This window comes from Vibrio sp. SBT000027 (genome assembly GCF_963894355.1).
Taxonomy (GTDB): domain Bacteria; phylum Pseudomonadota; class Gammaproteobacteria; order Enterobacterales; family Vibrionaceae; genus Vibrio; species Vibrio splendidus.
This window is the reverse complement of the sequence record NZ_CAWQGD010000004.1, coordinates 2,194,313-2,207,667: the sequence shown is the minus strand read 5'-3', so window position 1 is coordinate 2,207,667 and position 13,355 is coordinate 2,194,313. Positions and strand designations below refer to the sequence as shown.

At 44.1% G+C, this 13,355-nt stretch carries 12 protein-coding genes; 7 read left to right on the top strand and 5 right to left on the bottom strand.

The features are described from left to right. Window positions 1–23 precede the first annotated feature (23 nt). Together AACU28_RS19655 and AACU28_RS19650 are read left to right on the top strand one after the other, a co-directional pair. Window positions 24–1,565, top strand: coding sequence for a sodium:solute symporter family transporter (locus AACU28_RS19655; protein ID WP_121603471.1), 1,542 nt, complete (start codon window positions 24–26; stop codon window positions 1,563–1,565). Between the two features lie 26 nt (window positions 1,566–1,591). Further along, entirely contained in the window at window positions 1,592–2,962 is a 1,371-nt protein-coding gene (locus tag AACU28_RS19650; RefSeq protein WP_121603470.1) for an L-serine ammonia-lyase, read from the top strand. 117 nt (window positions 2,963–3,079) lie between these two features. Here the strand turns inward: AACU28_RS19650 and AACU28_RS19645 are convergent, their stop codons facing one another. Next, window positions 3,080–3,565 (bottom strand): Lrp/AsnC family transcriptional regulator, encoded by a 486-nt coding sequence (locus tag AACU28_RS19645; protein ID WP_004736367.1) that lies wholly within the window; start codon window positions 3,563–3,565, stop codon window positions 3,080–3,082. A 122-nt stretch (window positions 3,566–3,687) separates the two neighbouring features. On the opposite strand from AACU28_RS19645, the gene AACU28_RS19640 reads away from it, so the two are divergent. Beyond that, window positions 3,688–4,287 (top strand): LysE family translocator, encoded by a 600-nt coding sequence (locus tag AACU28_RS19640; RefSeq protein ID WP_004736366.1) that lies wholly within the window; start codon window positions 3,688–3,690, stop codon window positions 4,285–4,287. Window positions 4,288–4,461: 174 nt separating this feature from the next. On the opposite strand, the gene ahpF is transcribed toward AACU28_RS19640, so the two are convergent. Together ahpF and ahpC are read right to left on the bottom strand one after the other, a co-directional pair. Further along, entirely contained in the window at window positions 4,462–6,054 is a 1,593-nt protein-coding gene (gene ahpF / locus AACU28_RS19635) for an alkyl hydroperoxide reductase subunit F (protein WP_121603469.1), read from the bottom strand. Window positions 6,055–6,281: 227 nt separating this feature from the next. After that, the gene (ahpC, locus tag AACU28_RS19630; RefSeq protein WP_017078889.1) at window positions 6,282–6,839 is read right to left on the bottom strand and encodes an alkyl hydroperoxide reductase subunit C; all 558 of its coding nucleotides are present in this window, start codon (window positions 6,837–6,839) and stop codon (window positions 6,282–6,284) included. A gap of 481 nt (window positions 6,840–7,320) precedes the next feature. On the opposite strand from ahpC, the gene AACU28_RS19625 reads away from it, so the two are divergent. Continuing rightward, complete coding sequence (locus AACU28_RS19625) at window positions 7,321–7,812, top strand: VOC family protein (protein WP_029406249.1); 492 nt, start codon at window positions 7,321–7,323, stop codon at window positions 7,810–7,812. Window positions 7,813–8,115: 303 nt separating this feature from the next. Beyond that, window positions 8,116–9,492 carry a uracil-xanthine permease family protein gene (locus AACU28_RS19620; protein ID WP_102494574.1) on the top strand — a complete coding sequence of 459 codons (1,377 nt, stop codon included), beginning with the start codon at window positions 8,116–8,118 and terminating at the stop codon, window positions 9,490–9,492. A gap of 192 nt (window positions 9,493–9,684) precedes the next feature. Here the strand turns inward: AACU28_RS19620 and AACU28_RS19615 are convergent, their stop codons facing one another. Continuing rightward, window positions 9,685–10,581: a LysR family transcriptional regulator gene (locus AACU28_RS19615; RefSeq protein WP_121603468.1), complete on the bottom strand. Its 897-nt coding sequence runs from the start codon at window positions 10,579–10,581 to the stop codon at window positions 9,685–9,687. A 217-nt stretch (window positions 10,582–10,798) separates the two neighbouring features. Here AACU28_RS19615 and AACU28_RS19610 point away from each other — a divergent pair, with 217 nt between their 5' ends. Together AACU28_RS19610 and AACU28_RS19605 are read left to right on the top strand one after the other, a co-directional pair. Next, window positions 10,799–11,509, top strand: a complete 711-nt coding sequence (locus AACU28_RS19610; RefSeq protein WP_121603467.1) for an SDR family oxidoreductase — start codon at window positions 10,799–10,801, stop codon at window positions 11,507–11,509. A gap of 328 nt (window positions 11,510–11,837) precedes the next feature. Next, entirely contained in the window at window positions 11,838–12,290 is a 453-nt protein-coding gene (locus tag AACU28_RS19605; RefSeq protein ID WP_054543090.1) for a septal ring lytic transglycosylase RlpA family protein, read from the top strand. 120 nt (window positions 12,291–12,410) lie between these two features. On the opposite strand, the gene AACU28_RS19600 is transcribed toward AACU28_RS19605, so the two are convergent. Then, a complete protein-coding gene (locus AACU28_RS19600) occupies window positions 12,411–13,304 on the bottom strand; it encodes a LysR family transcriptional regulator (RefSeq protein WP_054543091.1) in 894 nt (297 codons plus the stop codon). Between the last annotated feature and the right edge of the window lie 51 nt (window positions 13,305–13,355).

The window sequence follows — 13,355 nt, the reverse complement described above, 5'->3', positions numbered from 1 at the left end:
AATATAATAAACGGAATCTAAAAATGGTTACGTACTCAAGTTTTGTGGTTATTGCTCTTTATGTACTAACTACTCTATTTATCAGTTACTTAGTGAACAAGCGTTATAGCGTTGGTGGCGATTTCTCAACGGGCGGAAAACAATTTGGTTGGTTTACGGCAGGTGTGTCGATTCTTGCCACCTACATCAGCGCAATGACGTTCGTGGGCATGCCAGGCTGGGTTTATAGCTCAGGCATGGAAGCGATGAGCGTCCATTTGAATTACCCAATAGTGATCTTTTTCGCTGTGGTTTTCTTTGTCCCGGTGTTTTACAAACTCGGCCTGACTTCGATTTATGAATACCTAGAGCACCGCTTTGGCGTTGTTGCTCGCACGATCAACTCTATCGTGTTTATTGTGGTTCAGTGTATTTCGGCAGGTGTGATTTTGTATGCGGTTGCACTGATCTTGGTGCAAGTGTTGCCGGTGAGTATCTCCGAGGCGATCATCTACATCAGTTTGTTTACCGCTCTGTATACCTATGCGGGGGGGATCTCGACCGTTATATGGACAGATATGTTGCAGTCGGCGGTGCTGATCATCGGCAGTATTGCTATTTTTGCCTTATTGCTAATGAAGATTGATGCAGGTGAGGTGTTGTCTCCTGAACACCTGAATATCATCAACCTCGATTTCGACTTGGGTGTTGATACCACCTTGTGGGCGGGTGTGGTGGCTGTGAGCTTCTTACATCTAAGTGTGTATGGCACTAACCAACTGATCATTCAAAGAACGTTGGCAACAAAGAACGTGAAGACAGCACAAAAATCCATGCTGCTTTGTGGTTACGGCGCGTTCTTTATTTACCTGTTTTTCTCTGTAATGGGCGTTCTATTGAGTGTTTTTTATCAAGAGCAAAGCTTTGAAAACAGCAATGAAGTGATTCTCGATTTCGTGTTTAACCATACCAACCCAATCATTATTGGTTTGGTGATTTCCGCACTCTCAGCAGCAGCGATGTCGACCTTGGATTCGACTTATAACTCAATGGCGACAGTGGCAACGTTCGATTTCTATAAGCGCTTTTTCCGTAAGAAAGCTTCCGATGCACATTACGAATCGGTAGCCCGAAAGATGAGCTTGGTTGCTGCGGCTTCAGTTGTTGTACCTGCTTTGTTGGCGGTTTCTAATGAATCGGTACTTAAAACGATTGCGAGCCTAACCTCCATTTTTGTCGGTATTCGCCTTGGCTCTTTCATCCTGGGTTTGTTCTTTAAAAAGGCAAATGAGAAAGGGGTGATTGCAGGCAGTATTGGCAGTGTGGCTGTGGTGTTTATTGCTAAATACAGTGGCATCGCTTGGCCTTGGTTTGCCTTGATTGGCACCGTGGTTTTCCTAGTGTTAGGCGTTGTTGTCAGTCGTTTCTGGGGAGAAGTAACCGAGCAACAAAATGAATTTATAGCCAAGCAGAAGCACTTGTTCGCCAAGCCTACCGCGAGTCATTACGGTTTGTTGGTGTTCGCTGTTGTGACGATTGCTGCTTGTACTGTTATCCCTGATTGGCTTTATGCCGCTCTTTCTTAATTGACCGATTTATTACTGGTATATCTATGTTATCGATCTTTGATATCTACAAAATTGGTGTTGGGCCATCGAGCTCTCACACCAACGGCCCAATGATTGCGGGTTTTCATTTCACACAATTAATCGCAGATAGAATCGCAGAAGTGACGCGTGTTCAGGTGGATTTATACGGTTCTTTGTCATTGACTGGCATAGGTCACCACACCGACAGAGCAACCATCTTGGGTTTGCTTGGAAATAAGCCAGACACGATTAAGATCACCAGCGCTAATGAAGCGATGCGTCTTGCTATCGACAGTGGTGAAATGCAGCTGAGTGGCAGTCACACCATTGGCTTTAGCTACCAAACCGACATGCTGTTCCACGAAGACAATCTGCCTTTGCATGAAAACGGCATGATGATTACCGCGTTTGACCAAAGCGGAAGCGTAATTGTTGATGAAACCTATTATTCGATTGGTGGTGGCTTTATTGCAACCGCGGATGAACTGCAGAATGGAACTAAAATCCAAACAGTAGAAGTCCCGTTTCCATTCAAAAATGCCGATGAAATGCTGAGAAAAGCAGAAGACAGCGGCATGAGCTTGGGTGGCATGATTCTGAAAAATGAAGCGGCTTTCCAAGGCGATGATGTTATCTCAGAAAAGGCCGATCAAATCTGGCGAGTAATGACTCGCTGCATGGAACGCGGATTTGAAACCGAAGGCATTCTTGATGGTGGTTTGAACGTGACTCGTCGTGCGCCAAACTTGTTGAAGAAGCTTGAAGCGAATGCGGCCGTTGAAAACGATCCAATGGAAATCATGGATTGGATTAACTTGTTTGCTTTTGCGGTGAGTGAAGAAAATGCGGCTGGTGGCCAAGTGGTGACATCACCAACTAATGGTGCCGCGGGCGTTATTCCAGCCGTATTGATGTATTACCATCGCTTCATTAAAGAGTTGGATACTAAGCAGTTAAAAGACTTCTTAGCCGTATCGGGTGCGATTGGTATTTTGTACAAAACCAACGCTTCTATTTCTGGTGCGGAAGTAGGGTGCCAAGGTGAAGTGGGCGTGTCGTCTTCTATGGCGGCAGCGGGTTTAACGGCATTACGCGGTGGCAGCAATGAGCAGATTTGTATTGCGGCCGAAATTGCGATGGAGCATTCACTCGGTATGACGTGTGACCCGATTGGTGGCTTGGTACAAGTACCATGTATTGAACGAAATGCGATGGGCTCGATGAAAGCGATTAATGCTTCGCGAATGGCACTCAAACGTAACAGCAAAAGCCTGATTTCATTGGACAAAGTGATCGCCACTATGTATCAAACGGGTAAGGACATGAATAAGAAGTATCGTGAAACGTCTCTAGGTGGTTTGGCGCTGATTCATTTAGCTCACCCTTGTGAATAGCAAGCGTCAATAAACGATATCTGTTTCAAAATAACAAAGCCCAGCCCCTAAGTTTTAGAAATCTAGGGAGCTGGGCTTTTATTTTGCTTAAAGAAAAGGGCTGTCAGGAGAAGTGAACTAGTCCCCAAGAGGCAACTTATAGCTGTTTTTCAACTCTTTAACCGAGATATTCGACTGAATCGCACTTACGCCTTTTACTCGCCTGATCGAGCTAATACGCTCAAAGTACTCTTCCAAATCTTTCGCTAGCACTTGAATCATATAGTCGGCACCACCTGCAATGCAGTGACACATAGGAATCCAATCGGTTACTTCGACAAACTCTTCAAACGGTTCTGTGTTTTCTACTTCATGGTTACCCAAGGTCACAAGAGTAAAACCAGCTACATGAAAACCAAGCTTTTTGCGGTTTAGCTTCGCGGCGTAACCATCGATATAACCCGTCTCTTCCATGCGTTTCCAACGGCGCCAGCACGGGGTCTCGCTGAGGTTCACTTTCTCTGCGAGCTTACTGTTGCTCATGCGTCCGTCTTGTTGGATATGTTCTAAGATGGCGATATCTGTGTCATCTAACACTTCTTTGGTGGATTCTTTCTGTTTCATGGTGTTTTTAGAAAAGTCTTGCTCAAATTTGGATTAATATTAGCCTATATAGCAATTTAATTCCTAGTCGAATCTGTAAACTCTCTCCGTATAAATACTTTACTTATTAGGAGTGAGAGGAAATGAGCTCTCAATTAATGCTGGCGTTCTTGCTATTTTCAACATCAATTGCAATTACACCTGGGGCAGGCAATATCGCATTACTTGGGATTTCAAGTCGTTATGGGTTTGCTGCGACTTTACCTTTTATCTCTGGAAACGCTGTTGGCATCATCATCGTACTGGCCGGTTCCAGTGTCGGTTTGGTGAGCCTATTTACCCTTTACCCAGAGCTATACAACATTTTGAAATACGCGGGTGCGGCTTATTTGCTGTTCATGGCATGGTCGATTGCGAACATGCAAATCGAAGAAAGCACCACAGATAAACGTTCAGGTTTTATGTCAGGTGTGTTGGTGCAGGTGTTAAACCCTAAAGGTTGGATAGCGTCATTGACCGTGTTTTCACAGTTCATTACTCCGAATGCAGATTACTTGATTCAAGTAGTGACCATTATCGCGGGTATGGTGATTACCGGTGTACCGTGCATGTTGGTGTGGGCGTATTGCGGCACCATGCTGAAAAAATTACTGCAATCACCAAAACAGATGATGTTTGTGAACCGTTGTTTGGGTGGAAGCTTAGCGATGGTGGTTGCCTTTATGCTTTATCAACCAGCATAAAGCGTCTCTACAAATAAAAAAAAACCACTCCTAAATCCATAGGAGTGGTGTCTAAAAGTCGACTAAGTCGTTAACAGTAAAGAATTAAGTTAACAAATATTTAAGGAACTTGAGTTAAAAGCTTTTATGCCTAGAAGCTTTTAAGTTTTAAGTTTTAAGTTTTAGGTTTAAAGCTTAAGCCGTTTCAGCCTCTTTAACTGGAGCTGAGTTACGGATTAGGTGGTCAAATGCACCTAAGCTTGCTTTTGCACCTTCACCCATCGCAATGATGATCTGTTTGTAAGGTACGGTTGTTACGTCACCCGCTGCGAACACACCTTTCATTGATGTAGCGCCATGAGCGTTGATTTCAATTTCACCGCGTGGTGAAAGCTCAACTTTCGAACCCTTCAACCATTCGCTGTTTGGCATTAGGCCGATTTGAACAAAGATACCCGCGAGTTCGATCTGTTTAAGTTCATCCGTATTGCGGTCTTTGTATTCCAGACCGGTTACACGGTTGCCATCACCAATCACTTGCGTTGTTTGCGCCATCTTGATGATTTTGATGTTTGGTGTTGCGTTCGCTTTGTCGATAAGCACTTGGTCTGCACGTAGTGTGTCTGCAAATTCAAGTACGGTTACGTGTTCAACGATCCCCGCTAAATCAATTGCCGCTTCAATGCCTGAGTTACCACCACCAATAACCGCTGTTTTCTTACCTTTGAATAAAGGGCCGTCACAGTGTGGGCAGTAAGCGACGCCTTTGTTGCGGTAGTCTTGCTCACCCGGAACGTTCATTTCACGCCAGCGAGCACCAGTACTTGTGATAACCGTGCGAGATCGTAATGTTGCGCCGCTCTCTAGCTCAACGTGGATGTAACCGTCTTCTGTGTCTTCGGCTGCGATGATGTTCGCAGCGCGCTGCTCAGTCATTATCTCAACACCGTACTCTTTTACGTGCTCTTCAAGGCTAGCTACTAGCTTAGGACCTGTCGTCGCTTTCACGGAGATAAAGTTCTCAATCGCCATCGTGTCCATGACTTGGCCACCGAATCGGTCAGCAACCACACCAGTGCGAATGCCTTTACGTGCAGCATAGATAGCGGCTGAAGAACCTGCTGGGCCACCGCCGACAACCAATACATCAAACGGTGCTTGTTCGTTTAGGTTAGCTGCTTTCTTTTCTGCAGCGCCTGAATCAACTTTGTTAAGGATCTCTGCCAGTGACATACGGCCTTGACCAAATAGCTCACCATTAACGAACACACTTGGCACTGCCATGATGTCGCGAGACTTCACTTCGTCTTGGAATGCTGCGCCGTCGATCATGGTTGTCTTAACCAGAGGGTTAATCGCCGACATCATGTTGAATGCCTGAACCACTTCTGGGCAGTTTTGGCATGAGAGCGAGATGAAAATCTCTACATTGAGCTCTTGATCGAGTTCTTTAATTTGCTCAATTACGTCAGCTTCAAGCTTGATAGGATGACCACCACTATGAAGCAGTGCTAGAACCAGTGATGTGAACTCGTGGCCCATTGGCAAACCGGCAAAACCGATCGCAGTGCCTTTCTCTTGGTTCACTACCTGCATGATAGGGCGGCGAGCACTTGCGTTATCATCTCGAATTACTTCAATTTTGTCGGTTAAAGACGCGATGTCATTCGCCAGATCTTGAAGTTTGTTCGCGGTGTCGCTGTCATCTAGACTAAGGACTAACTGAACATTGGTTTTTAGGTTTTCTAGGTATGCTTTTAGCTGCTGCTTCATTGCTTGATCTAACATAATCGTGCCTGCTCTTAAATTCTGTGTCTTGGTATTGACCAATACCTTCTTGCTGAAAAAGGAAAATAAAAAGGGGGCGCAAGTCGGCAAATATTGTGGTGTTGATGTTTTGAAAGGGTGGCGCGCAACTGCCCTTTAGGAGGGGGGCCGAAGCGCGCCTGTAGAACTGTTTAACTGTTCTGCTTTACTTGTTCTTTCTTAGCAGTTCTTGTTTAGCTGGGCTTAGATTAAATCTTGCCTACTAGGTCTAGAGATGGCGCTAGAGTCTCTTCGCCTTCTTTCCATTTAGCTGGGCAAACTTCACCTGGGTGAGCGGCTACGTATTGTGCAGCTTTAACCTTGCGTAGTAGGTCTTCAGCGTCACGACCGATACCTTCAGCAGTGATTTCCATTGCTTGGATAACGCCTTCAGGGTCGATTAGGAAAGTTGCACGGTCTGCAAGGCCTTGACCTTCACGCATAACGTTGAAGTTATTTGTGATGTTGCCTGTTTGGTCGCCTACCATGAAGTATTCGATAGTGCCGATTTTGTCAGAAGTATCGTGCCATGCTTTGTGAGAGAAGTGCGTGTCAGTTGATACTGAGTAAACTTCTACGCCGCGAGATTGAAGCTCTGCGTATTTGTCTTGTAGGTCAACTAGCTCAGTTGGACATACAAATGTGAAGTCTGCTGGGTAGAAGAAGAATACAGCCCACTTGCCTTTAACGTCTTGCTCAGTGATTTCTACGAATTCGCCGTTTTTGAATGCTGTTGCGTTGAATGGTTTGATTTCTGTGTTGATCATGATTCGACTCTCTTTCTAATTTGTAGTGTTTAACGCTATCCCGCGTCGATGGAGCTATATTGCATTCGCACCGAAAATTAGTGAAATCGGACATTTCTATAGATTCAATAGGCAAATCCTATCTTCGTAAGAAGAGAGCTATCGACAAAAGCTATCGATAAAAGTTATCAAACTAGGGCTACGTTCTATTTGGGTAGCTATGCTCTTTAGGCTGTTCTCTATTTCGGCTTATCTCTATTCACGTAAGCCTCTATGTATCTATGTATCTATGTATCTAAGTAGGTAAGTAGGTAAGTAGGCAAGGCTTCTTTCAGCGAGCTGGGATTTGATGCTAAATCTGTAAATAACGAAATATTATCATTAATATAATTTATGATAATTTCAGTTAATCGTCACATCTCCATATACTCTCTCCATCGAAACGAAACATCGAAGCCAGTCTTCGAAACGCACAGAATTAAAAACGAATTTGGAGCAAGTTATGAAAATGAATCACGTAGGCATCATGGTTGGCGATATGGACAAAGCCGTTGAGTTTTATACGAAAGCTCTGGGTCTAAGAATCGTAATGAACAACACCAAAGTAATGGAAGAGCGCGAATCAGCAATCGGCCGTATGTGTATCGCAGTATTTGGTGAAGGCTTCAAAGGCTTCAACATTGCTCACTTAGTCACATCTGATGGCATCGGTGTTGAGCTGTTCGAAATGAAAGATCGTCAAGAGCGTCACGAAGTTGATTTCTCTCGCCTAGGCATCTTCCACTTCTGTCTACAGCTTCCAAAAGAGCAGTTCCATTCAGCAATCAAGCGTGTTGAAGAGTATGGCGGTAAGGTTCGTATGGACATCATGCGTTACCACCCAGAAGACGAACTAAAACAAGCACAAATGGTTTACCTAGAAGACCCGTTTGGCAACCTATTCGAATTCTACTCGCACACATACGAAGATACGTACGCGACTGATTACGAGTAATAGCGTTACTGCCTTTCATAGGTAGAAAAACCGAAACACCCCCTAAAGAGGATTGGTAGAGATACCAGTCCTTTTTTTGTGTCTGCGGTATTGGGTTGGAGGTTACGGATAAACCAGAATAAGTGAGTGCTTTGTGTTCTTCGGTTGCACTAAAACAAGCCGACATTGTTGATCTATAGTGCAACGTTGGACTGATTGAGAACTTAACTGATTGATAAATATAATGTTAAACCATTGGCATATATGTTGCTCTATTGCCTTTATGTAAATTGTATACAATAAAAAATACATAAAGGAAGTCACATGGAACAGAACAGTGAATTGATCTACGGATTAGACGATCGACCATCAGTCAAAGCAGCCAGTTACGCGGCGCTGCAGCATGTATTAGCCAGCTTTGTTGGCATTATCACACCCACGCTCATTATTGGCGGTGTTCTAGGGTTGGGTGAACACATCCCTTATTTGATCAGCATGGCACTGATGGTGTCTGGGGTTGGAACTTTTATACAAGCTAGAAAAATAGGGCCAGTTGGCGCAGGGATGATCTGTGTCCAAGGGACCAGCTTTGCGTTCTTAGGTTCTGTGTTAGGTGCGGGTTTTCTTGTTAAATCAAATGGAGGTGGGCCGGATGAAATGCTCGCCACCATTTTTGGTGTCTGCTTCTTTGGTGCATTTGTCGAAATCGTCCTATCGCGCTTTATCGAAAAACTCAAAGTAGTGATCACGCCCGTTGTTACTGGCATCGTTATCACGACGATTGGTGTCTCTTTGATTAAAGTCGGCGTCACTGATATCGCTGGTGGTGTTGGCGCAGAAGATTTTGGTTCTGGAAGCAATTTGATGTTGGGTGCGATTGTGCTCGGAACCATAGTGGCACTTAACCTAAGCAACAACACCATGGTAAGGCTATCGTCGATTTTAGTCGGATTGGTTGTAGGGTGGGGCGTTGCTATTCTGATGGGCAAAGCGCCAATGGTTTCTTTTGCATCTCAACCGCTATTGAGTATCCCAGTCCCATTTAAATATGGCTTCGCTTTTGATTGGCAAGCCTTCCTCCCTATTGCTTTTATCTACTTGATTACTGTTATTGAAACGACGGGTGACCTTACCGCCAATAGCATGTTCTCAGGCCAACCAGTTAAGGGTCCAAAATACATCAATCGACTCAAGGCGGGCGTGCTAGGTGACGGTGTGAACTCGCTCATCGCAGCGGTATTCAATACTTTTCCGAACACGACTTTCAGCCAGAACAATGGCGTGATCCATTTTACTGGAATCGCGAGCCGCTACATTGGCTACTTCATTGCGGCAATTCTGTTTCTATTAGGTCTATTTCCCATCTTAGGCGCGGTATTAATGACGATTCCAAAGCCAGTATTAGGCGGAGCGACATTGGTGATGTTTGGTACGGTTGCTGCGGCGGGCATCAAGATTATCGCTAGTGAGAAGCTGGATCGTCGCAGAATCATGACGATTGCCATCTCATTAGGTTTAGGGCTGGGGGTAATGCTGGTACCGGATTTATTGAAAGAAGCACCCAAGCTAGTGCAAAGCATATTTGGCTCGCCAGTCACGATGTCGGGTGTTGCTGCTCTTGTTATTACCGGGTTGATGTCTTTGGTGCCTGAAACTAAAGCCAAATCGATGACGAATTCGGTACAAACCAGTAAAGCGTAACTTATACAGCCGAGAAGAAGCGTACGTGACTGATTACGGACAATTGCGCTTAAGGCAGAAAAGTCGAAACACCTCTTAAAGAGGATTGGTATAGATACCAATCTTCTTTTTTGGGTTGGTTATGATAGACATGGTTCGACTTATACATCGTCATCAGCTAAATACCTTCTGCTGACGTACGAGATACAAAAACTAAAGAGTAGTTCCGAAATGATCCGCAAGGAAATCGAGAAACACTCGAACCTTGCTCGGAACTAGCTGGCGGTTTTGATAGATTGCGTATGTGCTGGTTTCATAGTTACATGGGCTAAACGTAAACTCAGGAAGCAATTGCACCAATTTACCTATTTTAAGCTCTTCTTCAATCGCCCATTCTGGGAGCAGGGCAATACCACCACCGTTTAATATCAATTGCTTTTGCCCGTTCACAGAGTCGATTTCCATGTAATAAGAGATGTCGATTTTTTGTGGTTTTTTATCCAATACAAACCAATCATGCCACCCCTTGTAGCCATAAACTAAGCAGTCATGTTTTGCTAGATCTTCAACATGTTGAGGGGCTTTGTTTCTTCTTACATAGTCAGTACTGGCGCATAGAATAAAGTTGTTTTGGACGAGCTTCTTAGCGATCAAATTAGAATCAGGCAGTCGGCCACTGCGAATCGCGATATCCACATTTTCCTCGATCAAATCGACCACTCTTTCTGTGATTTCAATTTCAATATCGACCTCGGGAAAGGCATCCCTAAAGATAGGAACAAGGGGCAAGATTTTGCTTTCTCCAAACGCAACGGTCGTGCTTATTTTGAGGCTCCCTCTCGGCGAGTGATGCAATGCGCTGACGACTCGTTTCGCTTCATCAAACTCGCCCGTAATTCGCTTGGAATATTGATAGAACAATTGACCGGCTTCAGTGACCCCTACGTTGCGTGTCGAGCGCTCTAACAGTCGCACATTGAGTTCTTCTTCCAACGCAGAGAGCTGTCGTGAGATAGAAGAGGGCTGAATATCAAAAATCCGACTGGCTTTGGAGATACTTCCTTGTTCAACCACGCAGTTGAAATAGGCAAGACGATTGAAAAGGCTCATGTGTATTCCTCGTTAAATGACGGTTTCAGTTCTTTCAAAATGCAGCCTTCTAAACAAGATGGTTGGCGCCGCAGTATGGTGACATTGATGCTTTAACTGTCACTAAATGTTAGCTTAATTGCTTTTAAAGCAAAACTGAATTGCTTCTCGGCAGATTCAAACCTTAGGTTGTTGTCTTTATGATTCTCCACATCATTACCAACAACGAGCAATAATCATGAATGCAATTAAAACAGCCACTATCGCAGCCTGCTTTTCGGTAACAGCCCAACATTTGATAGAGAAGCTCATTACGAGCGGAACCCGTGTCGTCGCTTTTGGGCGTATCGGAGATGAAGCAAGAGCAAAAAGCATAGAAGATAAGTATTCAGGTCATCTGACCGTGTTACTTGGAGACCTTACGGATGAAGTGCAAAGCCAAGCGCTTGCTGCTAAGGCTTCAAAAATCTTAGGTCATATCGATGCTCACTTTCATTGCTCTGGCATTTATATCTGGAGTCATTGGACTGATGTGGAAGTGAGTAAAATGTCTGACTTATGGAACGCGAACTTTATGACGGCGTTTGTCTTCGGAAGAGAAATTTTTAAATTAATGAAGTCGCAAGGGAAAGGTTCAATGATGTTCGTTTCCGCTCGTGATACAGCACGTAACATATCCGCAGGATTCGGACCTTACATGGCATCTAAAATAGCATTGAATGCTTTGGTCGAAAGTTTGGCTGCAGAGGCGGCTTCATCTAATGTTCAAGTGAATGCGGTGTTGCCGACCATTGTTGATACTGAAGTAAATCGACAAGCACTTCCTGAGGCTGACCACTCTACTTGGGTAGATCCTGTAGATTTGGCAGATTTGATGATGGAGTTGACCCAACCGAATAAAACTTATCTAAGTGGTTCTCTAATAACCGTTAACAACAAGATGCATTAATCATAGGTTAGTAAGTTTGGATAGCATTGCTCTATCTGCAACAAACTAACAACCGAATCACCCCTAAAGAGGATTGGTCGAGATACCAATCCCTTTTTTGTTTGGATTTTTTGGAACAGTAGCTTATCTATATGCGGGTGATTGAGAAATGTACAAATTTAAGACGTTGTTAAAGTTGACGTTTTGACGATAAAACCTTTCATGAATATGACGGAAGAAAGTGTCGTTCATGAAAACATTCCGTCATCATACCGAATGGTAGCCTTGGCTGAGCAGTGACTATACTCAGCATTATATTGCTAACCAACAACAACGAAAATAGAGAAACATGCAGAGATTAGCGCATACAAATTACATGAAAAAATTACATATTATCTTTACCGCTCTTATCCTTATGATATTAGCCGGATGCACCTCAACGTCGGCTGTCGGCAGTTCTAAAACAAAGGAATATGCCAAGTCACATGCTCTTGTTGGTAAAGCTTCTTGGTATGGCGATAAATTCCATGGAAGGCTCACAGCAAGTGGTGAGACGTATAATATGAATGCGAATACTGCGGCTCATAAAACCTTGCCATTCGGGACTATCGTGAGAGTGACCAATACAGACAATAACAAGTCTGTTGATGTGAAAATTAACGACCGAGGCCCATACGTAAAAGGCCGAGTTATTGACCTCTCGCACAAGGCATTTGCAAAAATCGGCAATGTTAAGCAAGGTACTGTACCTGTCAAAATCGAGATTGTTGATGACAGCAATACCTTTAGGTACAAGCACTAATACTCCACTTGTTTATGAATCTAAAGGATTGGTAGAGATACCGATCCTTTTTTGTCTGAGTAAGTCGAGAACTGTTAATCAGACACTTCTGAGCCACGATTCAAAATCCCTATATGCCCGTCAAAAAACGATTTGAGCGATTTTCTTCCTGAGCAATTCCCGAAAAGCGATAACCGCGGGGCTAACTTGTTCTCGGCTTGGACAGATTAGATTCAACTCAACGGATGGCGATTCAAATTCTGACAAAATGCGTATAAGTTGCCCACTTTCAAGGTCTGAATGGATATCTATCTGAGAGCGATACGCTATACCTTTGCCACTGACTGCCCACCTGCGAACTATGTCGGTATCATTACTAACTCGATTGCTATCCACTTTGACTTTGTATGAACCCGTATGATCCGCGTATTCCCAACTATTAAATAAACGACCAACTCGGCGGTGCAATAAGCAGTTATGCGCTTTTAAGTCACTAGGGTGCGATGGCTTGCCGTGTTTAGAAATATATTCAGGTGATGCGCAGGTGATCCTGTTCATGGTCGCGATATGAAATGAAACCATCGATGAGTCTTCAGGCTTCCCGTAACGAAGGACCATATCAACCTGATCGAGGAAAAAATCTGAAATAGAATCACCAACCGTCAGGTCAATCGACAATAAGGGGTGTTCGTCCAGTAGCTCTTCTATCCAGTGGATTATGGTATTGCGACCCAAATCAGATGAAACGGATAACCTGAGATTACCACTGACCTTTCCTAACGTCTGATGTGCGGCTATGCGCCCTTGCTCCAAACTCGCCAACGCTTGGCGGCAATGAAAAAGAAACTGCTCGCCTTGAGGTGTGATTCTCAATTGTCTGGTCGTTCTGATGAGCAGCTGAACATCCAACTGTTTTTCAAGTCTTTTAAGTGCAGAGCTAACCGCCGGAGGGGTGAGACTCAGTTGGTTTGCGGTTTCCGTTATGCTCCCGGTTTCTACTATTCGAATGAATAGATTGAGATCTGATGTGTTCATTGTTAAATAATATTTAAAAGTATTTGAATGATTACCATCTTTTTAGTTTAG